The sequence below is a fragment of the Brevundimonas sp. M1A4_2e genome (assembly GCF_053345555.1).
In genome coordinates, this window is sequence record NZ_JBKFAI010000003.1 from 52,941 (window position 1) to 76,057 (window position 23,117).

Here is a 23,117-nt window from a genome sequence, read left to right on the forward strand (position 1 = left end):
TCAGGAGCCGCCATGCGCCCCGCCCTCTTCGCCGCTTCCGCCGCTGTCCTCGCTCTCGCCGCCTGCGGGGCCAATGGGCAGGATGAGCCGCAGACGTCCGCCGCGACCGGCGCCCCGGTCGAGACGCGCCCGCCCAACAACCCGGATCAGAAGCCCGCGCACGAAGGCCAGACCCGCGCCCCGTCAGTCAGCACCACGGTAGCCATGCAGCACGCGGTCGTCGCCGAGGGGCTGGAGCACCCCTGGGGTCTGGCCCTGCTGCCGGACGGCCAGGGGCTGGTGACCGAACGGCCCGGCCGCATGCGCGTCGTCAGCGCCCAGGGCCAGATCGGCGCCCCGATCAGCGGCCTGCCCGCCGTGGCGGCGCGCGGCCAGGGGGGTCTGCTGGACGTCATCCTGAGCCCGACCTTCGCTCAGGACCGGATGATCTACTGGTCCTACGCCCAGCCGCGGAACGGCGGCAACGGCACGGCCGTGGCGCGCGGCCGCCTGTCAGACGACCTAAGCCGCGTCGAGAACGTGCAGGTCGTCTTCCAGGTCAAGGACACCTATGACGGGGACAAACACTTCGGCTCCTCCCTGGTCTTCGGCCCGGACGGCAAGCTGTACATCACCATCGGCGAGCGCTCGGACAAGCCGATGCGGCCGACGGCCCAGAGCCTGGCCTCGCACCACGGCAAGGTCATCCGCATCAACGCCGACGGCTCGGTCCCGTCCGACAACCCCTTCGTCGGCCGCGACGACGCCCTGCCCGAGATCTGGTCCTACGGCCATCGCAACCCGCAGGGCATCGCCGTCCAGCCGGAGACCGGCGCGGTCTGGAGCATCGAGCACGGCACGCGCGGCGGCGACGAGCTGAACCTGGAGAAGGCCGGCGCCAATTTCGGCTGGCCCGGCGCGGCCTACGGCATCGAGTATAGCGGCGACGCCATCCCTGGCGCGACGACCACGAAGGAGGGCACCGTCCAGCCCGTCTACTACTGGGACCCGGTGATCGCGCCAGGCGGCATGGTCTTCTACGACGGCGCCATGTTCCCCGACTGGAAAGGCAACGCCCTGATCGGCGGCCTCGGCGGCAAGCATCTGGTCCGCCTGGTGCTGCGCGACGGGCGGGTGGTCGGCGAGGAGCGCCTGCTGACCGGTCTGGGCGAACGCATCCGCGACGTGGCGGTCGGGCCCGACGGCGCTGTCTGGGTCGTGACAGACGAAGAGAACGGCAAGCTGGTGCGGCTGGCGCGCCGCTGAGGCTGAGAAGACAGGGCGGGCCGCGCACGACGGCCCGCCCTTTTCACATCCGGCGACCTCACGCGCCTTGTTACTTGACGTTGACGTAAACGTCGGCTTTCTAACGGATCGAGTTTCCACGCCACACGCGATGATCGGATTTTTCCGTCCGTCGCGCAGGCCCCAAGACGCCTAACCCGTCCCTAGCGCTCGCCGCCGCGCGGCGAGCGCTAGGGACCCAACAAAGAGAGACGCTCCATGGCCGACGCCTATATCTACGACGCCGTGCGCACCCCGCGCGGCAAGGGCAAGAAGGACGGCAGCCTGCACGAGATCACCGCGCTGAGCCTGGCCAGCCAGGTGCTGGAGGCGCTGCGCGACCGCAACGGCCTGGACACCGCCAAGGTCGACGACGTGATCCTGGGCTGCGTCTCGCCGGTGGGCGAACAGGGCGCCGACATCGCCCGCACCGCGGTTCTGGCCGCCGGCTGGGACCAGGCGACGGCGGGCTTTCAGATCAACCGCTTCTGCGCCTCAGGCCTTGAGGCCGTGAACGTGGCCGCCGCCAAGGTGAAGTCGGGCGAGGCGGGCATGGCCGTCGGCGGCGGCGTGGAAGCCATGAGCCGCGTGCCGATGGGCTCCGACGGCGGGGCCTGGCCGACCGACCCGTCGTCGGCCTTCCCGACCTATTTCGTGCCCCAGGGCGTCTCGGCCGACATGATCGCCACCAAATACGGCTTCAGCCGCGACGACGTCGACGCCTATTCGGTTGAAAGCCACAAGCGCGCCGCCCGGTCCTGGGCCGAGCGCCGCTTCGACAAGTCGGTGATCGCGGTCAAGAACCAGCTCGGCCTGACCCAGCTGGATCACGACGAGACCATTCGTCCGAACACGGACATGCAGATCCTGGGCGGGCTGAGCCCCTCCTTCGTCATGATGGGCGGCATGGGCTTCGACGCCGTGATCGGCCAGCGCTATCCCGAGGTCGCCAGCGTCAACCACGTCCACACCCCCGGCAACTCGTCCGGCATCGTCGACGGCGCCGCGGGCGTGCTGATCGGCACCAAGGAGATGGGCGAGGCGCTGGGCCTGAAGCCGCGCGCGAAAATCCTGGGCGGCGCCTCGATCGGCTCGGAGCCGTCGATCATGCTGACCGGCCCCGAGCCGGTGACCCGCAAGCTGCTGGCCAAGCTGGGCATGCAGCCGGGCGACATCGACCTGTATGAACTGAATGAGGCCTTCGCCGCCGTTGTGCTGCGCTACATGCAGGCGCTCGACATCCCGCACGACAAGATCAACGTCTGCGGCGGCGCCATCGCCATGGGCCACCCCCTGGGCGCCACCGGCGCCATGATCCTGGGCACGGTGCTGGACGAGCTGGAGCGCTCGGACAAGTCGACGGCCCTGGCCACCCTGTGCATCGGCGGCGGCATGGGCACCGCCACCGTCATCGAACGCGTCTGATCCGGGAGCTTATGACCATGGAAAACTTCAAGATCGACATCGACGCCGACGGCATCGCGCTCGTCACCTTCGACGTGCCGGGCCGTTCGATGAACACCCTGACCAGCGCCGTCATTGCCGAGATCCCGGCTCTTGTCGAAAAGATCAAGACCGACGACGCCATCAAGGGCGTGGTCATCACCTCGGGCAAGCCGACCGGCTTCTGCGCCGGGGCGGACTTGGGCGACATGGCCTCGGGCATGCTGGCCGGCGGCGGCGACCTGCAGAAGGCGTTCGACACCGGCTGGGCGCTGAACGGCGCCTTCCGCGCGCTGGAGACCTCGGGCAAGCCGGTGGCGGCGGCCATCAACGGCCTGGCGCTGGGCGGCGGGCTGGAGTTCACCCTGGCCTGCCACTATCGCGTCGTCGAGAACGACCCGAAGATTCAGCTGGGCCTGCCCGAGATCAAGGTCGGCCTCTTCCCCGGCGGCGGCGGCACCCAGCGTCTGACGCGTCTGATCGGCGTTCAGAACGCCCTGATGCAGATGGCCGAGGGCAAGTCCTGGCGTCCGAACGACGCCAAGGGCGCCGGCGTCGTCCATGAGGTCGTCGAAAAGGGCCAGTCGGTCGAGGCCGCCAAGGCCTGGATCAAGGCCGGCGGCAAGGCCGTCCAGCCCTGGGACGATCCCAAGTTCAAGATCCCCGGCGGCGGCCCCTACCACCCGGCAGGCGCCCAGGTCTTCATCATGGGCAACGCCATCCTGCGCAAGCAGTCCTACGGCAACTACCCGGCCGTGCTGAACATGATGAAGGCCGTCTATGAAGGCGTGCAGGTGCCGATCGAAGCGGGCCTGCGCATCGAGACGCGCTACTTCATCAAGACCCTGATGACGCCCCAGGCCCAGGCCATGATCCGCAGCCTGTTCCTGTCTAAGCAGGAACTGGACAAGGGCGCCGTGCGTCCGGCGGGCGTGCCCAAGTCCGACCCCAAGAAAGTCAGCGTCCTGGGCGCGGGCATGATGGGCGCCGGCATCGCCTATGTGCAGGTCATGGCCGGCATCGAGACCGTGCTGATCGACCAGACGCAGGAAGCCGCCGACAAGGGCAAGGCCCACGTCGAGGAGTTGCTGAAGAAGCGTCTGTCGCGCGGTCAAATGACCCAGGAGAAGTTCGACGCCACCCTGGCCCTGGTCACGGCGACGACGGACTATGACCTGATCAAGGGCTCGGACCTGGTCATCGAGGCCGTGTTCGAGAACCGCGAGATCAAGGCCGACGTCACCAAGCGCGCCGAGGCCCAGCTGGCCGAGGGCGCCGTGTTCGGCTCCAACACCTCGACCCTGCCGATCTCGGGCCTGGCCGAGGCCTCCGTGCGGCCCGAGGACTTCATCGGCATCCACTTCTTCTCGCCCGTCGACAAGATGATGCTGGTCGAGATCATCATGGGCGAAAAGACCGGCGACGCGGCCCTGGCCAAGGCGCTGGACTATGTCCTGAAGATCAAGAAGACGCCGATCGTCGTCAACGACTCCAGAGGCTTCTACACCTCGCGCTGCTTCTCGACCTTCCTGATGGAAGGCATGGCCATGCTGGAAGAGGGCTATTCGCCCGTGCTGATCGACAACGTCGGCCGCATGACCGGCATGCCGCGCGGCCCGCTGGAGATGCACGACGACGTCGCCCTGGACCTCTCCTACAAGATCGCCAAGCAGACCCGAGAGGACCTGGGCGACAAGTACGTCCCCAACGAGGGCGAGCAGATCGTCGCCATCATGGTCGAGCAGGGCCGTTTCGGCCGCAAGAACGGCAAGGGCTTCTACGACTACGACAGCAAGCCCAAGGTCATCTGGCCGGGCCTCTACGACCTGGCCCCGACCACCAAGGGCGCCGAACTCGGCGAAAGCCCTGAGGCGCTGGCCGCCATCGACGAGCTGAAGACCCGCCTGCTGTATCGCCAGGCGGTCGAAGTGGCCCGCTGCTGGGAAGAAGGCGTCATCGACGACCCGCGCGAAGGCGACCTGGGCGCCATCCTGGGCTGGGGCTTCGCGCCCTGGACCGGCGGCCCCATCACCTTCATGGACCAGACCGGCCTGAAGGCCTTCGTGGCAAAGGCCGACGACCTGGCCGCCAAATACGGCGACCGCTTCAAGGTCCCGCAGCTTCTGCGCGACATGGCCGCCAAGGACGAAACCTTCTACGGCCGCTTCGCGCCGCAGACGAAGGCGGCCTGAGGCTCATACACAGAGTGAACCGGAAAGGGCGGCCTTCGCGGGCCGCCTTTTCTTTTTGCACTACGCTCGCGACGCGGTCGCTCGCTGCTTGAGCGCCTTGCCCTATTTCCCGCTCATCCCGGCGGACGCCGGGATCCAGTGAGAGCCACGCGCTCCGCCTTTGAAGAAGGCTAAGATTTCCACGCGCACGGATGCAGCCAAAGGACTGGATCCCGGCGGACGCCGCGATGAGCGGAAGGAGTTTACCGACTCCGGAACACCCGCGACGCCGCATAGCCCGTCAGCGCCGCCAGCAACACGCACAGCACGCCGTAGCTCCACGGCCTTCGATGGGCGAACTCATAGATGTCGCGCTCCAGCCCCACCTTCTCGACGGTCAGGGTCAGGTTGGACACCGACACCGCCGCCCCCTCCTGAAACAACCAGACCTCGGCGTAGTATTTCCCGGTCGGCGCCACGGCGGGCAGTTTGACCTCGGCGCGGAACAGGCCCCGGTCGACGAACTGCACCCCCTTGGGATCGGTGTCATAAAGGGCCGCCGCCTCCTTCAGCCGGATCACGGCGCGGCGCCAGTCCAGATAATCCTCGCCCAGGCGACTGATGACCACGTCGCGCACGCCGTAGCGGGTGACCGTGCGGGCCTCCTCGGGCGCGTCGATGCGCAGGTGATCGACGCCCACCCCCAGCCGCCGCAACTGGCCGAAGTCGGCGATGTCGCTGAGGGGCCGCGTCGAGGCGGTCATGTAGAAGCCGGGCGCGCCCTCGAACAGCACCGGGCGGGTGTTCAGCCAGACCCCCATGTTGCGCGTCTTCTTGACCAGGCGGACCGGGGCGTCGGGCCCGCGCACCACCACCACCACGTCGGCCGGGGTGGCGCTGGGGTTGAACACGGCCCCATAAAGAACGATCGACGCGCCCTTGAAGCCTGAGTCCACATCCACCCGCGCGTCGGTCAGGGCGGCGGCGACGCGCACCTCCTCGGTGGTGGCGGCCGAGCGTTCGATGATGATCTCCGGCGCAGCCTGCGGCGGCGGCTCGGGCGGCAGGACCTGGAACATCAGTCCGCCACCCCCGGCGCCAGCAGGAACAGGTCGCTGGGCCGCACGAACAACTCCAGCCCCATCTGGATGCCTACCAGAAGGACGATCAGGCCCAGGGCCGCCCGCATCTCTTCGGCGCGGAACCGGCCCGACAGCTTGGCGCCGTATTGGGCCCCCACCACCCCGCCCAGCAGCAGGATGGTCGACAGGACGATGTCCACCGTCTGGTTGCGCCCGGCCTGAAGCACAGTGGTGATGGCTGTGGTGATGATGATCTGGAACAGGCTGGTGCCGACCACCACGCTGGCCCTCATGCGCAGCACATAGAGCATGGCCGGCACCAGGATGAAGCCGCCCCCCACCCCCATGATGGCCGACAGGACGCCCGCGAACACGCCCAGGCCGAACGGCGGAATGGCGCTGATGTACAGGCCCGAGCGCGGGAAACGCATCCTGAACGGCAGGCCGTACAGCCACATCGGGCGACGACGCTCCTTGCGCGGCGGCGTCTCGCCCCGGACGCGGTGCAGGATCTGCGTCAGGCTCTCGTACAGCATCATGCCGCCGATAGAGCCGAGGAACAGCAGATAGGACAGCGACACCACCAGATCGGCCTGACCGAGCAGCCGCAGGTAGCGGAACAGTTCGACGCCCACGAGCGCGCCCAAGGCGCCGCCCACGGCCATGATGCCGCCGATACGGTAGTCGACCGCGCCCATGCCGGAATAACGGATCACGCCCGAGGTCGAGGACGCGACGACGTGGCTGGCCTGGCTGGCCACCGCCACCGTCGGCGGAATGCCCAGAAACACCAGCACCGGCGCCATCAGGAAGCCGCCGCCAATGCCGAACAGGCCGGACACGAATCCGACCAGCGCCCCCAGCATGACCAGGAGCGGCCAGTTCACCGAGACTTCGGCGATCGGCAGGTAAATATCCACGGCACGCGCCTTCGGCTGGAAGGACAGGCAATCGGCGCCGGAAAGGCGACTAGATCTTCGGTCTTAGCGGCCCCTGCGGCGAACCGCCACCCCCGGCCCGCGCCTGTTTGCGCGCGGCCTCTACGCCAGCGGCGGCGCGGTGAAGGCGTCGGCGGCCTCGCGCGCCTTGCGGCGTTCGACGGCCGACAGGGCGGGCGTCAGCCGCTGCACCGAGGCCAGAGCCTGCTGATCGCCGCGACGGGCGGCGATCATGTACCATTTGAAGGCTTCGGTGCGGTTGGCGGCCACGCCCTGATCGCCCTGCTCCAGCATCTTGGCCACGTTGTACTGGCTGTCGACGCGGCCGGCCTCGGCGGCCTTCTTCAGCCAGATCAGCGCGTCCGGCCCGTTCTTGGCCCCGCCGACGCCGTCATACAGCTGCATCGCGTAGTGATGCATGGCCTTGGCGTCCCCGCCCTCGGCCGCGCGACGGGCCCAGGCGCGCGCCTCGGCGTCATCGACGGCCAGCCCCGCCTGACCCTCCTGATAGAGCATGGCCAGACGCAGCTGCGCCGGCGCATAGCCCAAATTGGCCGCGCGGGTCAGCGGCTCGACGCCGGCCTCGTCGCCGTTGTTCAGCATCAGGCTGGCGCGCGCGAACAGGGACGCGCCCTCGGTCGCCGCCGCCTCGGGCGACGGCACGGCGTCGGTCGGCGCAGCGTCCAGCGCCACGGCGGCGATGGGCGCATCCAGCCCAGCTTCTGCGTCCGCCGCACCCGCCGCAACGCCGGGCGCGCTTACGCCCGGGAAGCGCAGGCCCGCGCCCTCGGCCACCTGCAGGCTGGCGTAGCCGCCGCCGACCACCAGGGCCGCCACGGCCGAGGCGCCGATCGCCTTGCGCATGGTCGAGCCCTGTCGGCCCGCCTGCCGGTCCAGGCGCTCCTGCAGCTTGGACTTGCCGCCGCGTTTCTTGAGGCCGAAGCCGGCGCGGGCGCCGTCATCAGCGGCCTCGGGCGCCATCGCGGCGCGCGCCGCGTCCAGCACGTCCCGGGTCGTCGTCGGCCCCTCGTCGGCCATCGCGCGCGGCGCGGGATCGACGAACTCCAGTTCCGCCGCAAAGCCGTCGTCGTCATCGTCCAGCGTCAACGGGCGGTCGGCCGCCGCCGCGGCAACCGTCTCGGGACGGGCGAAGACATCCGCCGCCGGGTCTTCGAACGCCGCCAGAATGTCGCTGATGTCGGCGCCGCCGAAAGAGTCCGGCGCATGGATCGAGCCGGGGTTCGCCGACAGCTCGGACGGGGCGCGGCCAAACGGCGTCGCGTCCTGCCGCGGCTCCAGGAAATCGGCCTCGAACGGGTCGGCGAAGACGCCGTCGTCCGGATGGCGCTCCGTCTGCGTCGGGAAAGGCTCAGCTTGAACAGCGCCCGCCAGCGGATCCTGCGACCAGGGCTCGACCGGGTCGGCGAAAGCCGCCGCGCGCCAATCGCCGCTGGGACTTTCAGCGGGGGTCCAGGGGGCGGGCTCCGAGCTTTCCAGCGGAACGTCGCGACGCTCGGTGCGGCCCGCGCGCTGCTCGATGCTGTCGCGCGCCTCGGCCAGCAGGCGCGCCGTGCGCTCCTCGCTCTGACGCATCCGCTCGGCCAACTCGCCCGAGGCGCGCTCGTGGCGCTGATGCATCTTATCCGTGCTTTCGGCCAGGCGGCGGCCGATGTCGTCCAGAGCCTGGGCCGAGCGACGCTCGGACTGGGCGATGCGTTCGCCAAGTCTGTCAGAGATCCGGGCGATCTCGCCGCCGAGCCGCTCCAGCGCCAGGGCGTGTTGATCGTCGGCCTGAGTCAGGCGCTGGTCCACCGCCTGGGCGTGGCGAGCCAGATCGCGCTCCAGCTTCTGTTCCAGCGCGGCCACGCGCGCGTCGGACGCCCCTGCGCCCGCCGCCTCGACCTTCTCCACCCGGCCGTTCAGGTTGCGGGCGATGCGCATGATATCGTGGCCCATGCCCTCGACCGCGGCGACCGAGCGCTGCTCGGCGGCGCGGGCCTGTTCGCCGATCGCGGCCAAGGCGCGCTCGATCCGCTCGACGCGGCCTTCGGTTTCGGCCGCATCCAGGCGGCGCATCATCTCGATGCGGCTGGATTCCACCTGCCGGGTGAGAGCCTCAGCCAGCTTTTCAAAGCGCGAGGCTTCGCGCGCGTGGTCCGGCTCGATGCGGCGCTCGGCGTCGCGCATCCGCAGGTCGAGGGCCGCGAACGACCGCTCCAATCCCTTGAGCGCTTCTGAGGTCTGCGACTGAGCGTCGTCCAGACGCACGCCCACTTGCGACAGCAGAGTTGTTCCGGCGCCCGGCCCAGCCGCCTTCTCGATCGCTTCGATCCGATCGCGCAGTTCGCTGACGCCCGCCCGCTGGCGCTCGTCCATTTCATAAAGACGGGTGGAGACGGCGGTCAGGGCCGCATCCAGCTTGTCCAACCCGTCGCGCGCCTCGGCTCCGGCGTCCTGCTCCAGGCGGCGCAGGCGACGGTGGCCCTCGCGCAGTTCCTCGGCGATGTCGTCGATGCGGCGCGCCTTGGCCGCCTCGGCCTCGTCCTGCGCCTCCATCCGACGCACCAGCCCGACGACGGCCTGATCAATCCCCTGAATGGCCAGCGTCGAACGGCGCTCAGCCGCCTCCAGGCGCTCGGCGATCACCTCCAGCGAGGCGCCCATTCTGCCCAGGCCTTCATGCCGGTGCGCATCCTCGCCATAGACGTCGTCCAGGCGGCGCGAACGGCTGCGGCGATCATAGGGATCAGGGATGGGCGACCGACGCGGCAGGGTGGCGACGCTGTCGTCCTCCTCCGGCTCATCCATGATCATGGAATTCAGCCACTCGCCCAGGGTCATGCCCGAGCGACGCGCCAGATCCTTGGCGATCTCGCGCGCCTTGGGATCGATGCCCTTCACGCTCCACGGCGCCGCTGCGGTCACTGATTCGCCTCCCGACCCATGGCGCGAACGGTATCCTTCCAGATAGAGCGTGTAAACGTGTCGTTAACCGCAAGATGTGGCGCCTCGTCACGAAACGCCCCCGGCAGCCGACACGGCGCTGATGCGCCCGGCATGGTTAATGCCGCGTTTACATTAACCGCGCATCAAGAAATACGGCCAAGCTGCCGATCATGGGCGGCGGGACGCTTGCATCCCAGCCTCGGGCGCCCCAACTGCCGCGGTCATGGACGCCACGCTCACCCTGATCCTGCTGATCGCCTCCTTGGCGGTCGTCGTCTTCGCCGGGTGGCGCGGCGCGCGACCGATAGACCTCACGCGCGGCCCGCGCATGATGCCGTGGCGGTTCATCATGTTGCTGGCCGCCGCCTTGGCCTTCTACCTGCTGATCCACCTGATGGCCGAGCTGAGCGGACGCCCCCTGCCGGCGGCGCCGGCTTTCTAGCGGGAACGCTCTGGCCTGCGGGCGGTTTTCCTGTCTCCCCATGGACAACAGGAGACCCGCGTGACCGACAAGGAACTGACGCCGGCACAGGCCGAAGAGGCTTTCTGGAAAAGCTTGAAATCCAGCAACACCGGCATGCTGGGGCTGGACAAGCCCGGCTATCACAGCCAGCCGATGACCGCCTTCCGCGAAGCAGAAACCGGGACCATCTGGTTCTTCACCCGCGACGACACGGACCTGGCGCGGGATGCGGCGACGCCGGGGCAAACGGCCATGTTCAGCTACGGCTCGAAGGACCAGAAGGTCTGGGCCTGCATCCACGGCGCCCTTTCGGTGCATGGGCGCGACCGCGAGGTCATCGAGCGCTACTGGAACCCGGTGCTGGCGGCCTGGTATCCTGAGGGCAAGGACGATCCGCGGCTGACGCTTCTGCGCTTCGACGCCGGAGACGGCCGCGTCTGGGTCAGCGACGGCGGCCTGATGAAGTTCGCCTTCGAAATCGCCAAGGCGAACCTGACCAAGACCCCGCCCGACGCCGGCGATGTGGCCGACGTCAACCTGAGCTAACGCCCTCGCCCGCCCTCAAGCGGCGCAAAGCGCGCTAGAGCTTCCTAGAAAGCTCCGAAACACCAGGCCAGGACCGCCTTCTGCGCATGGAGGCGGTTCTCGGCTTCGTCCCAGATCAGCGACTGCGGGCCGTCGATGACGGCGTCCGTGACCTCTTCGCCCCGGTGCGCCGGCAGGCAGTGCAGGAAGACGGCGTCATCGGCGGCGTCGGCCATCAGGGCCGCGTCGACGCTGTAGGGCTCGAACGCCGCCAGGCGGGCCTCATAATCCTGGTCGCCCATCGACACCCAGGTGTCGGTGACGACGACGTCGGCGCCCTTGACCGCCTCGCGGGGGTCGCTGGTCAGGGTGACGTGAGCGCCGCCCTTTTCCAGATCGCGCAGGTCAGGGTGGTATTCCGCCGGGCAGGCGACGTTCAGGTGGAAACCGAACTTGGGCGCGGCGTGCATGAAGCTGTGGCAGACGTTGTTGCCGTCGCCGATCCAGGCGATCGTCTTGCCCTCGATCGAGCCGCGGCGCTCTTCGATCGTCATCAGGTCGGCTAGGATCTGGCACGGGTGGCTGCGGTCGGTCAGGCCGTTGACCACCGGCACCGTCGAGACGCGGGCGAAGCGCTCGACGTCCTCATGGTCGTTGGCGCGGATCATCACGGCGTCGACCATGCGCGACAGGACGCGGGCGGTGTCCTCGACCGGCTCGCCCCGGCCCAGCTGCATGTCCGAGGCGGTGGCGATGATGGAGGCGCCGCCCAGCTGGCGGATGGCCGCGTCGAAGCTGAAGCGGGTGCGGGTCGAGTTCTTCTCGAAGACCATGGCCAGGACGCGGTCCTTGCCGGGCGCGTCGGCGTCAGGCCGACCCTGGGGCCAGCCCTTGCGGGCGCGCTTGCGGGCGTGGGCGTCGTCCAGAATGGCGCGCAGGGTCGCCGCGTCCAGACGGTGAATGTCGAGGAAGTGACGAACCATGACCAAGCCTTCTCCCTCCCCTTCATGGGGAGGGTGGTCCCGCAGGGACCGGGTGGGGGCGGCCCTGCGGAAATCTGGAGGTAGAAGAAAAACGGCCCCACCCGCCCTCCCCATGAGGGGAGGGAGAAACAGCGTCAGCCCGCGACCTTGGTGCGGGCGAACTCGCAGGCCTTCTCGAACTTCTCGACCGCCTCGCGGGCTTCTTCGAGGGTGATGTTCAGCGGCGGCAGGACGCGCACCAGATTGTCGCCGCCGCCGGCGACCAGCAGCTTCGCCTCATCACGCGCCCAGCCCATGAACTCGCGGTTGTTCGGGACCAGCTTGACGCCCAGCAGCAGACCCTTGCCGCGCACCTCGACGATCACGTCGGGGAAGCGTTCGGCCAGACCATGAAGCTGCTGCTTCAGATAGCCGGCGACCTCGTTGACGTTGTTCAGGATGGCGTCCGACGACACCTCGTCAAAAGCCGCCTTGCCGACCGCCATCGCCAGCGGGTTGCCGCCGAAGGTCGAGCCGTGGGTGCCGACCGTCATGCCCTTGGCCGCTTCAGCCGTCGCCAGGCAGGCGCCGATCGGGAAGCCGCCGCCCAGAGCCTTGGCGATGGCCATGATGTCCGGCGCCATGCCAGCCCATTCGTGGGCCCACAGCTTGCCGGTCCGGCCCATGCCGCACTGGACCTCGTCGAAGATGATCAGGACGCCATGCGCGTCGCACAGTTCGCGCAGGCCGCGCAGGCACTGTTCCGGCATGGCGCGGCAGCCGCCCTCGCCCTGCACCGGCTCGACGATGATGGCGGCGGTGGTCGGGCTGGCGATGGCGGCCTTGATGGCGTCGTGGTCGCCCCACTTCAGCTGATGGAAACCTTCCATCTTGGGCCCGAAGCCCTCGGTGTAGCTGGGGTTGGCGGCGGCGTTGATCGCGCCGTAGGTGCGGCCGTGGAAGGAGCCGTCGAAGCCGTAGATGTCGATCCGCTCAGGCTGGCCGTTGGCGACGTGGAACTTGCGCGCCGTCTTCAGCGCGCATTCGACCGCTTCGGTGCCCGAGTTGGTGAAGAAGACCACGTCGGCGAAGGACTTGGCGCAAAGGTCGTCGGCCAGGGCGTCCTGGCCCGGAATCTTGAAGATGTTGGAGACGTGCCACAGCTTGTCGGCCTGGGCTTTCAGCGCGGCGACCAGCTTGGGGTTGGCGTGACCCAGCGCATTGGTCGAAATGCCCGAAACACAGTCCAGGTACTCGGTCCCGTCAGCGGACCACAGGCGGACGCCCTGGCCGCGCTCCACTTCCAGCGGCGCGCGATTGTAGACACCCATCAGATGACCGGACACTTGGCAAACTCCATAAAGTGAGACGGCCCCGGCGCGTCAGCGACGGGACCGCTTTTGGAAAAGGGCGAGGAACTTGTCGGGCGCTATTTCCGCATAGTCAACACCGCCCGCGATGCGAATTCAGCGCAGCTGCGCATCCAGTTTGCGGATCAGGGCGGCGTAGGTCCGGCCGGCCAGATCGATCGCCTCGCCCTCGACCGCCTCGATGGCGTCGTCCTTGGAGTGGATCAGCCGGAAAACCTGCGGGACGAAGCCTTCGGCCAGGCCGTTCGTCTTGCCGCCGTTGAAGGCCAGCCACATCTGGTGGGCGCCGACCTCGTCCTGGAAACCCAGCGAGACCACCGGCGCGCCCGCCGCCGAGAAGGCCCGGTCGTCCGACGGCGGATAGATGGGGAAGCCGACGCACTGCAGGGCCTGTTCGGCGCACAGCTCCTGCACCGCGCGGGTGACGAAGGCCGACTGCGGCCCGTTGTTCTGGCCGTACATCATCGTGTCGCCATAGGCGGCGACGTCGGAGTTCACCACGGCTGCGACGTTGGCCAGACCGTGCGCCTCGATCCACTTCCGTGCGCCGATCAGACCCAACTCTTCCTGGTCGAAGAAGATGATGCGGATGCGGTGCGACAGCGGCGCCTCGCGCAGGATCTTGGCCGCCTCGATCAACGCGACGACCGAACCGGCGTTGTCGACCAGACCATCCGCCATCGTCCCGTCCCGCAGCTTCACCGCGTCATAGTGGGCGGTCAGCAGGATTTCCTTCGCGCCCTCGCCCAGGGTGACGACGACGTTGGAGCCCTGCATCGGCTCGCCCCGCCCGCCGCCGTCGAAGGTCTCGACGGTGGGCGCGAAGCCCTCGGCCCGAAGCTGGCGCAACAGCACTTGCAGTCGTTCGGCGTTGGACGGCTGGGCGTAGGCGCCGACCTGTTCACGCAGATCGGCGGCGCGGTTCTGGGCGAGCGACGGCGCCGCAGTCAGGCAGATGGCGGCCAGAACGGCGCCGCTGACTGCGGCTTTCAGGCGAAGATGAAACGACATGGCGAGGCCCCATTCGCGAAGCCCCTCGCCTCGCGCTCGACGCCCTGATTAAGCCGTCAGCTCTTCAGCCGCCAGCCCGAACGGAACACCAGCCAGCAGGCCGCGCCCATGATGACGGTGAGCACGGCGCTCATGACCACGCCAACCACCAGGCTTCCTTCTGCGTGGCCGATGAATCCAGCCCGGAAGCCGTCGATCAGGTAGAAGAAGGGATTGAACTTGCTGATGCTGGCGAAGGGCTCGGGCAGGCTGTCGATCAGGTAGAAGGTGCCCGACAGGAAGGTCATCGGCATGACCACGAAGTTCTGCACCGCCGACAGATGGTCGAACTTCTCGGACCACAGGCCCGCCAGCACCCCCATCATGCCCATCAGCAGCGAAGCGATCAGGCCGAACCAGACGATCAGGGCGATGTTGGCCAGGCCCAGCTTCGCAAACGGCATGACGCAGATCGCCGTCACCAAGCCGACCGCGACGCCGCGCGTCGCCGCGCCCAGGGTGAAGCCGATGGTCAACTCCAGCGGGCTGAGCGGCGGGGTCAGGAAGTCGGTCGCCGTGCCCATGATCTTGGCCTGGATCAGGCTGGACGAGGCGTTGGCGAAGGCGTTCTGAAGAATGGCCATCATGATCAGGCCCGGCGCCACGAACTCGGCGAAGGGCGTGCCGTGCAGCGGCGGCCGGGCGCCCTTCAGCGCCACCACGAAGACCATCATGTAGAGCAGGGTCGTCACCACCGGCGCCGCTACGGTCTGAGCGCCCACCTTCCAGAAGCGGCGGACCTCTTTGAGATACAGGGTGCGCAAGCCCACCCAGTTGATCCCGTCGTAGCGGCGGGGCTGAGGCAGGCCGCCAGCAGCAGCGGAAGGGGCGTCGGAACCGGCGGTCAGGTGCGTCATGCGGCCTCAGATGCGACAGGCGAGGCCGTTTCGCAAGGCGCCCGCCCTGTGGATGAAGGCCAAGAAACTGATTCAAAACGGGACATTAACCATACTACATATAGTTTCTGTGGACAGGTGAATTCCCACATATTGCGTCTTTTAAGAGGTGATTTACGATTAAAGGCGTGATGAGGGGCCGAAATTCGGACTCCGACACAAGATATTGAATCTGACGTCTCCGCAGGAGGACGACATGAACCCAGGTTGGACCGAAGACCGCGTCGGCGCGCTCAAGAAGCTGTGGCTGGAAGGCCAGTCAGCGAGCCAGATCGCCAAGGCCTTGGGCGGCGGCGTGACCCGCAACGCCGTGATCGGCAAGGTGCACCGCCTGGGCCTGTCGGGCCGGGCCGCCCCGTCGCAGCCCGCGCGCACCACCTTCCGCCCCGCCCGTCCGCGCGCCGCCGCCCCGGCAGCGCCGGTGCAGGCGCCGTCGGCTCCGCGCCGCCTTGAGGCCGTCGCCCCGCGCCCGATCGTCGCCGCTGCTCCGCAGTCGCCGGCCCCGGCCCCCGCGCCGGAACTGCCCGGCACCGCCACCGTGCTGACCCTGGGCGCCCATATGTGCAAATGGCCGATCGGCGACCCCTCGACCAGCGACTTCAGCTTCTGCGGCCGCCGCGCCTCGGAAGGCGTCTACTGCGTCGAGCACGCCCGCGTCGCCTACCAGCCCCAGGTCCGCAAGAGCGCCAGCAAGGACGCCTCCTCCGACCTGGCCCGCAGCCTGCGCAGGTACATCTAAGTTCGCTATCGCTCGCGACGCGGTCGCTCGCTGCTTGAGCTTTTTAGGCCTGCTACCGCTCACCGCGCGGCGGTTCGCTACTTGAGCAGCCGCCGCGTCGGCGCCGTTCGGCCGCACGGCCGACACGAACGCCCCCTAGTGGGGCCGCCGTCCGCCCCGCCGGTTTCCTGCGGGTTCCGGGGCGGGACTGCGGTTCTCCGGGTTGACGCAGTCCCATCCCCCTCGCCTCTGGCGAGGGGTTTTTGTTTGGCCCTGCCGCGCTTCGCTCAGCCCCTCCCTCTAGTTCAGCACCCTTCGCGCATCGGGCACGTCCAGACTGAAGGCGGGAATGGCGGCTTCGAACATCCGCCCCTCGGCGTCCTGCATGAAATAGGCGCCGACCATAGAGCCGGATGGCGTCGTCAGCGGACAACCCGAGGCATAGGCGTAGCTGTCCCCCGGCTCGATCACCGGCTGTTCCCCGACAACGCCGGGACCGCGCACCTCCTCGACCCGGCCAAGCGCGTCGGTGATGGTCCAGCGGCGAGCCACAAGCTGCACCGGGCCGCCGCTCAGATTGACGATCTCGACCTGATAGGCCCAGACCCAGCGTCCCTCGGCCGGGTCCGACTGGCCCGCCAGATAGTAGGGGCGGACGCGAACGACGACGCCTTCGGTCTCGGCGGAGTAGGCAGGAGCGGAGTGCATGCGCTATATGCAGCCCGCCGTGCGCGGGGTTCAAGCGTCTGTCGTCGCCGACAAGCTACACAGACGGGAAAATCCGTGTGAGAACAGGACGGCATGACCAGCTTTCAGATTCCCGACCAGCCCGGCATCCTTCCCTTCCAGGGTATTGAGACCCTGATCGCGATCGGCGCTATCGCCTCCGACACCCCCTTCGACGTCGATCAGGTCCAGCCCGCCAGCCTGGACCTGCGGCTGTCGGATCAGGCCTGGCGCGTTCGCGCCTCCTTCCTGCCCGGCCAGCGCAAGGTCGAGGAACGCATCGCCGACGTCGCCATGCACGCCATCGACCTGCCCGACAGCGGCTATGTGATGGAGAAGGGCTGCGTCTACATCGCCCGCCTGCAGGAGCGTCTGCACCTGCCCAAGGGCCTGAACGCCCGCGCCAATCCGAAGAGCTCGACCGGCCGCGTCGACGTCTTCGTGCGCCTGCTGACCGATCAGGGCGGCAGCTTCGACGACGTGGACGAGGGTTACGACGGCCCGCTGTATCTCGAGATCGCGCCCCAGACCTTCTCCATCCTGGTCAAGCCGGGCACGCGTCTGAACCAGCTGCGCCTCAAGGCGGGCGAGCCGCCCAAGGTGGAGACCCGCAGCGTCGGCGTCGACCTGCGCGCGGGCGAGCACGGCGTCGTCGGCTATCGCGGCCGGCGCCACGCGGGCGTCATCAACATGGACCACATCGACGGCCATGATCCGCGCGACTTCTGGGAGCCGCTGACCCTGCGTCGCGGCGAACTGCTGCTGGACCCGGGCGAGTTCTACATCCTGGCCTCGTCCGACGACGTGGAGATCCCCGTCGATCAGGCCGCCGAAATGACCCCGATCGACCCCTCGGTCGGCGAGTTCCGCGTTCACTACGCCGGCTTCTTCGACCCCGGCTTCGGCACGGACGAGGCGCACGGCGCGGGCTCCAAGGGCGTGCTGGAGGTCCGCACCCACGACACCCCCTTCCTGCTGGAGCACGGTCAGATCGTCGCCCGACTGGTCTATGAGCCGCTGACAGAACGCCCGTCGCGCCTCTACGGCGAGGGCGGCAGCCACTACCAGAGCCAGGGGCTCAAGCTGTCGAAACACTTCCGCCCCTGGGGGTAATGCACCCTTCTCCCCTTGTGGGAGAAGGTGGGCGCCGGAGGCGCTCGGATGAGGGTGTGAGCGCCGCGGTCAACCGATCGCGGCGCTTTTCTTTCATCGACTGAACAGCCGCCGCCGCGTCGACACCCCTCATCCGTCATGCTCCGCATGCCACCTTCTCCCACAAGGGGAGAAGGATCACCTTGAGCGTATCAGGTCAGCCGGTTCGCCTTCCTCAAATCCGGAAAGACCTTGGCCCAGACGCCGGTCGCCGCCAGCGCCCCAAAGCCGCCGACCACCGCCGCCCCGATGGGGCCGAGCAGGCGCACCGCCACGCCGGAGTAGGCCTCGCCCAGTTCGTTCGAGGCGCCGATGAACAGCATGGACACCGAGGACACCCGCCCGCGCATGTGATCGGGCGTAGCCAGCTGGATCAGGGTCTGGCGGATGTTGACGCTGATCATGTCCGCCGCCCCGCCCAGGAACAGCACAGCCCCTGACAGCCAGACGCTTTTGGACAGGCCGAACACCACGGTGCAGACCCCGAACACAGCCACCGCTGCGAACATCCAGCGCCCGCCGTGGCGCACGATAGGGAAGCGGCTGAGATACAGCGCCATGATCAACGCCCCGACCCCGAACGAGGCGCGCAGCAGGCCGAAGCCGATGGCCCCGACATGCAGGATGTCGCGCGCGAAGATCGGCGTCAGCAGCGCCACCCCCGCCAGCAGCACCACGACCAGATCCAAAGAAATGGCGCCCAGCACGATCTTGGTCTTCCACACATAGGCCAGGCCTTCGCGGACCTGCTGCACCGAGCCCAACTTGGATGGATCGACCTGCGGCTTGCCCTTGGTGCGGATCAGTAGGAAGCAGGCGATTGCCGCCAGAAACAGGGCCATGGCCGAGGCGTAGGCCAGCGGCACGTTTAGGCCGACGATGACCCCGCCCAGCGCCGGGCCGGCAATGGCGCCGGTCTGGAAGGCGATGGACTGGGCGGCGATGGCGGGCGGCAGGGCCTTGCGCCCCACCACCATCGGCAGGAAGGCCTGGCTGGCCGGCGCCAGGAAGGCGCGCGCCGCGCCGAACACGGCGGCCACGGCCAGCAGGCCCCACAGCGGCGGCGACCCGTGCAGCGCCATCATCAGGAAGGCCCCCGCGCACATCCCCTCGACGATGATCGAGAGGGTGACGGTATGCTTGCGGTCGCGCCGGTCCGCCATCGCCCCGGCCGGCAGGGTGAAGGCCAGCAGCGGCAGGAACTGACACAGGCCCACCAGCCCCAGATAGAGGCTGGCCTCCTCGATCGGATGGTCGCGCCGGGCGATTTCATAGACCTGCCACAGCAGGGCCGACGACTGGATCTGGATGCCCAGCACCGCCACCAGCCGCCCCAGCCACAGCAGGCGGAAGTCGCGAATGCCCCAAGGACTGGACGGCCCGTCGCCGTGCGAGGGCGGGCCTGGCGGCGCCGGAGGTTGAGGAGGAACCGTCGGGGCGGTGTCGAAGCTTTCAGTCGTCACAGTGGCGGGCGTCTTCGTTTAGGAGGCGCTGTCGCGGCCGTCGGGCCTTCTCGCGGATGCGGGATATGCCTAAAGCATTTGCCTTATGAGCGCCGCATCACATTCCGTCATCGATCCTGTCGACCTGACCCGCGACCTGATCCGCATTCCCTCCGTCACCCCCGCCGACGAAGGGGCCATGGACGTGCTGGAACGGACGCTGACCGGCCTGGGCTTCGCCTGCCGCCGCATGGTGTTCGAGGGACCGACCGGGGTTGGCCACGACGCCCGGATCGAGAACCTCTACGCCCGGCGCGGCGCGGCGTCGCCCAACCTCTGCTTCGCCGGCCATACTGACGTGGTGCCGACGGGCGACGTCGCGGCCTGGAGCGCCGCCCCGTTCGAGGGCGAGACGCGCGACGGCGTCCTCTATGGCCGCGGCGCCGTGGACATGAAGGGCGGCATCGCCGCCTGGGTCGCCGCCGTCTCGCGCGTTTTGGCGGAAGGCGAGATCGAGGGCTCCCTCTCCTTCCTGATCACCGGCGATGAGGAAGGCCCGGCCCTGCATGGCACCAAGCGGGTGGTCCAGACCCTGGCCGCCGAGGGCGAGGTCATCGACGCCTGCGTCGTCGGCGAGCCCTCCTCGGCCCACCACCTGGGCGACATGATCAAGGTCGGACGGCGCGGCTCGCTGAACACCTGGATCACTGTGCATGGGAAACAGGGCCACGTCGCCTATCCCGACCGCGCCGCCAATCCGGCCCCGGTCATCGCCAAGCTGCTGGCCCGCCTCGACGCCCATGTGCTGGACGACGGCTATCCTGAGTTTCCGCCGTCGAACCTGGAGATCACCACCATCGACGTGGGCAATCCAGCGACCAACATCATCCCGGCCGAGGCCAGGGCGCGGCTCAACATCCGCTTCAACCCGACCCACACCGGCGACGGCCTGATCGACTGGCTGAACCGCGAGGCGGGCGCCGTCCAGGCCGAGACGGGCCTGCGCATCGAGCTGGAGCACATGTGCTCGGGCGAGGCCTTTCTGACCGAGCCGGGCGTCTTCGTCACGGCGGTGCAGGATGCGGTGGAGGCGACGCTGGGCCGCCGCCCCGAGGCCTCGACCACCGGCGGCACCTCGGACGCGCGGTTCATCCGCGCCCTGTGCCCGGTGCTGGAGCTGGGCCTGGTCGGCCAGACCATGCACCAGGTGGACGAGCGCGTGCCCGAAGCCGAGCTGCGCGCCCTGACCGACGCCTATCAGGCGGTCATCCGCACGGTGTTCGAACGCCTCTGACCGAGGCGTCCGAACACGGTCACGGCCTTAGTTGCCGCGATAGGTGCTGTAGCCGTAAGGGCTGACCACCACCGGCACGTGATAGTGGACGCTGGGATCGGCCACCTGGAAGACCACGTCGATCTCGGGGAAGAAGGGCGGCGTCGTCGGCTCGCCGTAACGCGACATGTCGAACACCAGGCGATAGGTCGCCGCCTCGGTCTTGATCGCGTCGCCGAACGAGCGGACGCGGCCGTTGTCGTCGGTGCGGCTGGTCGCCAGATCGCGCCACTGGCCGTCGGCCGACTTGATTTGCAGGGTAACCGGGACGTCACGGCCGCCGACGCCGCGCGCCAGATCCAGCACGTGGGTCGAGATGGTCTCGGCGGCGGCGGGGAGGGCGCAGGCGGACAAGGCGGCGGCCGCCACGGCGAGGGTGCGAAGGTTCATCGAACGATCTCCTGAAAGTGAAATGCAGTAGCGCGGCCTTATTCGCGCGAAAGACGGCGACGGATGGGTCGCGCACCACATTTCGTCAGTCTGTGAAGATCAGGCTTCGCCCGCCGCCTCCAGCCGGGCGATGCGCCGGTCCATGTCGGCGACCTGATCCTTCAGGCGCTGCGCCTCGGACGCCATGTCGACCGGCGTGCCGTCCTCATAGGTCAGTTGCGCCCCCTTCTCGATCAGGTCGAGACGGTACAGGGCGGTGACCCGGGTCGCTCTGAACCGCTCCAGCTCGCTCTCATTCGAGATGACGCGCGCCATGTCAGCGCGCCGCCACGACGATGACCTCGACCCGATAGGCGGGCGTGGCCAGTTTCGCCTCGCAAGTGGCGCGCGCGGGCGGATTGATCGGGTCGACCCAGGCGTCCCACACGCTGTTCATGGCCGCGAAATCGGCGATGTCGGCCAGCCAGACCTGGGCCGAGAGGATCTTCGACTTGTTGCTCCCGCATTCAGCCAGAAGAGCGTCGACCTCCGCCAGGGCGGTGCGCGTCTGAGCGACGACGTCCTGCCCCGGTTCGCCGACCTGACCGGCCAGATAGATGGTGTCGCCGTGGATCACGGCTTGGCTCATGCGACGTTCGGGCTGGATGCGGGTGATCATGACGGCTCCTTGCTTCGCCTTCGGCCTTAACGCGACGGCGCCGGCGCTCCAAGGGCAAACGCCGCTTCGACTGGAAGCTCAGGGCCGCGCCGTCTTCCTAAACGGCAAAACCCATGTCACAGGGAGCGCATGGAAACGATCCGCATCGAACACCGCATCGGCGTGCGCGCGACGGCCGAACGCCTCTGGGACGTGCTGACGGACTTCGGCGGCTGGGAGCGCTGGAATCCGCATGAGGTCAAGGTTCAGGGAGCTCTTGGCTATGGCGCGCCGATCAGCCTGACCGAACGCCTGCCGGATCTGGGCGAGCGCCAGGTGCAGGCGCATCTGGGCGAGTGGGAGCCCAACGCCCAGTTGGTCTGGGTCGAGCGTCGCGGCTTTCTGTTCCGCACCCTGCGCTACTATGAAATCGAGGAGCTGGATCGCGGCGCCTGCATCGTCTCGCACGGCATGGTCTTCACCGGGCTGCGGGCCGAACTGTTCCACGACAAGCATCGCGCCCGCATCCGTCCGGCCTATGAGGCCATCAGCGAGAAGCTGAAACAGATCGCCGAACAGGGCTGACGTCGCCTCCCGGCAGAGCCGTCAGCCGCCCTTGATCGTATCGGTGATGTTGATGATCGCCGGTCCCAGGATGACGACGAACAGCACCGGCAGGAAGAACAGGATCATCGGCACGGTCAGCTTGGCCGGAAGCGCCGCCGCCTTTTTCTCGGCGGCGGCCAGGCGCAGGTCGCGGTTTTCCTTGGCCATCACCCGCAGGGCGCTGCCCAGAGGCGTGCCGTAGGTCTCGGCCTGGGTCATGGCCGTGGCCACGGCGCGGATGCCCGGATGCTGCGTCCGCTTGGCCATGCCCTCATAGGCCAGGCGCCGCTCGGGCAGATAGCTCAGCTCGGCCGACAGCAGGGACAGCTCCTCGGCCAGTTCGATCGACTGGCCGCCGACTTCCTGACTGACCTTCTGGATCGCCGCCTCGATGGACATGCCCGACTCGACGCAGATCAGCAGCAGGTCCAGCGAGTCGGGGAAGGCCGCGACGATCGACTGACGCCGCTTGTCGATCATGTTCTTCAGATAGATGTTCGGCGCATAGAAGCCGACGCCCGCCGCCAGAATCACAAAAGAAAACAGGGTGAAGCCCGGCAGGTCCGGCTTGATCACCACGAACAGATAAAAGGCCGTCAACGCCATCAGGATGAACGGCAGGGCGAAGCGGAAGAAGTAGAAGGTGTTCAGCGGCCTTGGCCCGCGAAAGCCGGCCTGGGTCATGTTTTCGGCGACCTTAGGGTCTTCCAGCAGCTTGACCAGATTCAGTCGCGCCACGACCCGGCTGCGGAAACTGTCGTCGGTGCGACGCAGCCCGCCGCCCGTCTCGCTCCCGCCGCCGCGCAGGGCCTGACGCGAACGACGGCGCAGTTCCTCGCGGCGTTCGGCCACCGCCTTCATTCGCTTGTCCAGCCGCGGCCCGCCGCCGACGAAGGACGACAGCAGCGTCAGGACGCTGGCGAAAACGGCCACGCCCACGCCGATGCTCAGCAGGTTCTGCGGATCGGTGATGAAGCGCATGAAGGCGTTCACGGTCCTGGCCC

General features: G+C 68.3%; 22 protein-coding genes. 9 read left to right on the plus strand and 13 right to left on the minus strand.

Annotated features, from left to right (window positions below; all coding sequences use genetic code 11):
- Positions 1–12: 12 nt before the first annotated feature.
- The 3 genes from ACLBV5_RS07240 to ACLBV5_RS07250 all read left to right on the plus strand — a co-directional run bounded on the left by ACLBV5_RS07240 (position 13) and on the right by ACLBV5_RS07250 (position 4,898).
- Positions 13–1,245 carry a PQQ-dependent sugar dehydrogenase gene (locus tag ACLBV5_RS07240; RefSeq protein ID WP_447605259.1) on the plus strand — a complete coding sequence of 411 codons (1,233 nt, stop codon included), beginning with the start codon at positions 13–15 and terminating at the stop codon, positions 1,243–1,245.
- A 237-nt stretch (positions 1,246–1,482) separates the two neighbouring features.
- Positions 1,483–2,688, plus strand: coding sequence for an acetyl-CoA C-acetyltransferase (locus ACLBV5_RS07245; RefSeq protein ID WP_447605260.1), 1,206 nt, complete (start codon positions 1,483–1,485; stop codon positions 2,686–2,688).
- A gap of 17 nt (positions 2,689–2,705) precedes the next feature.
- Positions 2,706–4,898, plus strand: a complete 2,193-nt coding sequence (locus ACLBV5_RS07250; protein ID WP_447605262.1) for a 3-hydroxyacyl-CoA dehydrogenase NAD-binding domain-containing protein — start codon at positions 2,706–2,708, stop codon at positions 4,896–4,898.
- 242 nt (positions 4,899–5,140) lie between these two features.
- Here ACLBV5_RS07250 and ACLBV5_RS07255 read toward each other — a convergent pair whose 3' ends face one another.
- From ACLBV5_RS07255 to ACLBV5_RS07265, 3 genes are all read right to left on the minus strand, one after another.
- Complete coding sequence (locus ACLBV5_RS07255) at positions 5,141–5,956, minus strand: TIGR02186 family protein (protein WP_447605263.1); 816 nt, start codon at positions 5,954–5,956, stop codon at positions 5,141–5,143.
- Positions 5,956–6,879 (minus strand): sulfite exporter TauE/SafE family protein, encoded by a 924-nt coding sequence (locus ACLBV5_RS07260; RefSeq protein ID WP_025978061.1) that lies wholly within the window; start codon positions 6,877–6,879, stop codon positions 5,956–5,958. The genes ACLBV5_RS07255 and ACLBV5_RS07260 overlap by 1 nt, the downstream gene beginning before the upstream one ends.
- Before the next feature lie 120 nt (positions 6,880–6,999).
- Complete coding sequence (locus tag ACLBV5_RS07265; protein WP_447605264.1) at positions 7,000–9,822, minus strand: SEL1-like repeat protein; 2,823 nt, start codon at positions 9,820–9,822, stop codon at positions 7,000–7,002.
- 244 nt (positions 9,823–10,066) lie between these two features.
- Between ACLBV5_RS07265 and ACLBV5_RS07270 the strand changes: the two genes are divergently transcribed.
- Positions 10,067–10,285 (plus strand): hypothetical protein, encoded by a 219-nt coding sequence (locus ACLBV5_RS07270; RefSeq protein ID WP_025978059.1) that lies wholly within the window; start codon positions 10,067–10,069, stop codon positions 10,283–10,285.
- A 60-nt stretch (positions 10,286–10,345) separates the two neighbouring features.
- The gene (locus tag ACLBV5_RS07275; RefSeq protein ID WP_447605265.1) at positions 10,346–10,852 is read left to right on the plus strand and encodes a pyridoxamine 5'-phosphate oxidase family protein; all 507 of its coding nucleotides are present in this window, start codon (positions 10,346–10,348) and stop codon (positions 10,850–10,852) included.
- Positions 10,853–10,896: 44 nt separating this feature from the next.
- On the opposite strand, the gene argF is transcribed toward ACLBV5_RS07275, so the two are convergent.
- From argF to ACLBV5_RS07295, 4 genes are all read right to left on the minus strand, one after another.
- Positions 10,897–11,814: an ornithine carbamoyltransferase gene (gene argF, locus ACLBV5_RS07280; RefSeq protein ID WP_447605266.1), complete on the minus strand. Its 918-nt coding sequence runs from the start codon at positions 11,812–11,814 to the stop codon at positions 10,897–10,899.
- Positions 11,815–11,948: 134 nt separating this feature from the next.
- A complete protein-coding gene (locus ACLBV5_RS07285) occupies positions 11,949–13,124 on the minus strand; it encodes an acetylornithine transaminase (RefSeq protein ID WP_447605476.1) in 1,176 nt (391 codons plus the stop codon).
- 135 nt (positions 13,125–13,259) lie between these two features.
- The gene (locus ACLBV5_RS07290) at positions 13,260–14,174 is read right to left on the minus strand and encodes a M20/M25/M40 family metallo-hydrolase (protein WP_447605267.1); all 915 of its coding nucleotides are present in this window, start codon (positions 14,172–14,174) and stop codon (positions 13,260–13,262) included.
- Between the two features lie 56 nt (positions 14,175–14,230).
- Positions 14,231–15,070 carry an ABC transporter permease gene (locus tag ACLBV5_RS07295; protein WP_303705038.1) on the minus strand — a complete coding sequence of 280 codons (840 nt, stop codon included), beginning with the start codon at positions 15,068–15,070 and terminating at the stop codon, positions 14,231–14,233.
- A gap of 235 nt (positions 15,071–15,305) precedes the next feature.
- On the opposite strand from ACLBV5_RS07295, the gene gcrA reads away from it, so the two are divergent.
- Positions 15,306–15,848: a cell cycle sigma 70 cofactor GcrA gene (gcrA, locus tag ACLBV5_RS07300; RefSeq protein ID WP_025978053.1), complete on the plus strand. Its 543-nt coding sequence runs from the start codon at positions 15,306–15,308 to the stop codon at positions 15,846–15,848.
- Between the two features lie 279 nt (positions 15,849–16,127).
- Here gcrA and apaG read toward each other — a convergent pair whose 3' ends face one another.
- Positions 16,128–16,535 (minus strand): Co2+/Mg2+ efflux protein ApaG, encoded by a 408-nt coding sequence (gene apaG / locus ACLBV5_RS07305; protein ID WP_447605268.1) that lies wholly within the window; start codon positions 16,533–16,535, stop codon positions 16,128–16,130.
- Positions 16,536–16,628: 93 nt separating this feature from the next.
- On the opposite strand from apaG, the gene ACLBV5_RS07310 reads away from it, so the two are divergent.
- Positions 16,629–17,666: a 2'-deoxycytidine 5'-triphosphate deaminase gene (locus ACLBV5_RS07310; RefSeq protein WP_227157729.1), complete on the plus strand. Its 1,038-nt coding sequence runs from the start codon at positions 16,629–16,631 to the stop codon at positions 17,664–17,666.
- Positions 17,667–17,857: 191 nt separating this feature from the next.
- On the opposite strand, the gene ACLBV5_RS07315 is transcribed toward ACLBV5_RS07310, so the two are convergent.
- Positions 17,858–19,168: an MFS transporter gene (locus ACLBV5_RS07315; protein WP_447605269.1), complete on the minus strand. Its 1,311-nt coding sequence runs from the start codon at positions 19,166–19,168 to the stop codon at positions 17,858–17,860.
- An 85-nt stretch (positions 19,169–19,253) separates the two neighbouring features.
- Between ACLBV5_RS07315 and dapE the strand changes: the two genes are divergently transcribed.
- A complete protein-coding gene (gene dapE / locus ACLBV5_RS07320) occupies positions 19,254–20,441 on the plus strand; it encodes a succinyl-diaminopimelate desuccinylase (RefSeq protein WP_447605270.1) in 1,188 nt (395 codons plus the stop codon).
- Positions 20,442–20,468: 27 nt separating this feature from the next.
- Here dapE and uraH read toward each other — a convergent pair whose 3' ends face one another.
- From uraH to ACLBV5_RS07335, 3 genes are all read right to left on the minus strand, one after another.
- On the minus strand, positions 20,469–20,870 hold the full coding sequence (gene uraH, locus ACLBV5_RS07325; RefSeq protein ID WP_447605271.1) for a hydroxyisourate hydrolase: 402 nt from the start codon (positions 20,868–20,870) through the stop codon (positions 20,469–20,471).
- Between the two features lie 99 nt (positions 20,871–20,969).
- Positions 20,970–21,185 carry a hypothetical protein gene (locus ACLBV5_RS07330; protein ID WP_025978047.1) on the minus strand — a complete coding sequence of 72 codons (216 nt, stop codon included), beginning with the start codon at positions 21,183–21,185 and terminating at the stop codon, positions 20,970–20,972.
- Between the two features lies 1 nt (position 21,186).
- Positions 21,187–21,528: a RidA family protein gene (locus tag ACLBV5_RS07335; RefSeq protein ID WP_025978046.1), complete on the minus strand. Its 342-nt coding sequence runs from the start codon at positions 21,526–21,528 to the stop codon at positions 21,187–21,189.
- Positions 21,529–21,657: 129 nt separating this feature from the next.
- On the opposite strand from ACLBV5_RS07335, the gene ACLBV5_RS07340 reads away from it, so the two are divergent.
- Entirely contained in the window at positions 21,658–22,092 is a 435-nt protein-coding gene (locus ACLBV5_RS07340) for an SRPBCC domain-containing protein (protein ID WP_025978045.1), read from the plus strand.
- Between the two features lie 21 nt (positions 22,093–22,113).
- On the opposite strand, the gene ACLBV5_RS07345 is transcribed toward ACLBV5_RS07340, so the two are convergent.
- The gene (locus ACLBV5_RS07345) at positions 22,114–23,106 is read right to left on the minus strand and encodes a type II secretion system F family protein (protein WP_253121988.1); all 993 of its coding nucleotides are present in this window, start codon (positions 23,104–23,106) and stop codon (positions 22,114–22,116) included.
- Positions 23,107–23,117 lie beyond the last annotated feature (11 nt).

Excerpts from the sequence above, each read along its gene's own strand:
- ACLBV5_RS07250 (WP_447605262.1), top strand. The coding sequence starts at position 2,706 with ATGGAAAACTTCAAGATCGACATCGACGCCGACGGCATCGCGCTCGTC.
- ACLBV5_RS07330 (WP_025978047.1), bottom strand. The coding sequence starts at position 21,185 with ATGGCGCGCGTCATCTCGAATGAGAGCGAGCTGGAGCGGTTCAGAGCG.
- argF (WP_447605266.1), bottom strand. The coding sequence starts at position 11,814 with ATGGTTCGTCACTTCCTCGACATTCACCGTCTGGACGCGGCGACCCTG.
- ACLBV5_RS07255 (WP_447605263.1), bottom strand. The coding sequence starts at position 5,956 with ATGTTCCAGGTCCTGCCGCCCGAGCCGCCGCCGCAGGCTGCGCCGGAG.
- gcrA (WP_025978053.1), top strand. The coding sequence starts at position 15,306 with ATGAACCCAGGTTGGACCGAAGACCGCGTCGGCGCGCTCAAGAAGCTG.
- ACLBV5_RS07245 (WP_447605260.1), top strand. The coding sequence starts at position 1,483 with ATGGCCGACGCCTATATCTACGACGCCGTGCGCACCCCGCGCGGCAAG.
- apaG (WP_447605268.1), bottom strand. The coding sequence starts at position 16,535 with ATGCACTCCGCTCCTGCCTACTCCGCCGAGACCGAAGGCGTCGTCGTT.
- uraH (WP_447605271.1), bottom strand. The coding sequence starts at position 20,870 with ATGAACCTTCGCACCCTCGCCGTGGCGGCCGCCGCCTTGTCCGCCTGC.
- ACLBV5_RS07335 (WP_025978046.1), bottom strand. The coding sequence starts at position 21,528 with ATGATCACCCGCATCCAGCCCGAACGTCGCATGAGCCAAGCCGTGATC.
- ACLBV5_RS07340 (WP_025978045.1), top strand. The coding sequence starts at position 21,658 with ATGGAAACGATCCGCATCGAACACCGCATCGGCGTGCGCGCGACGGCC.
- ACLBV5_RS07295 (WP_303705038.1), bottom strand. The coding sequence starts at position 15,070 with ATGACGCACCTGACCGCCGGTTCCGACGCCCCTTCCGCTGCTGCTGGC.
- ACLBV5_RS07240 (WP_447605259.1), top strand. The coding sequence starts at position 13 with ATGCGCCCCGCCCTCTTCGCCGCTTCCGCCGCTGTCCTCGCTCTCGCC.
- dapE (WP_447605270.1), top strand. The coding sequence starts at position 19,254 with ATGAGCGCCGCATCACATTCCGTCATCGATCCTGTCGACCTGACCCGC.
- ACLBV5_RS07310 (WP_227157729.1), top strand. The coding sequence starts at position 16,629 with ATGACCAGCTTTCAGATTCCCGACCAGCCCGGCATCCTTCCCTTCCAG.
- ACLBV5_RS07270 (WP_025978059.1), top strand. The coding sequence starts at position 10,067 with ATGGACGCCACGCTCACCCTGATCCTGCTGATCGCCTCCTTGGCGGTC.
- ACLBV5_RS07290 (WP_447605267.1), bottom strand. The coding sequence starts at position 14,174 with ATGTCGTTTCATCTTCGCCTGAAAGCCGCAGTCAGCGGCGCCGTTCTG.
- ACLBV5_RS07285 (WP_447605476.1), bottom strand. The coding sequence starts at position 13,124 with ATGGGTGTCTACAATCGCGCGCCGCTGGAAGTGGAGCGCGGCCAGGGC.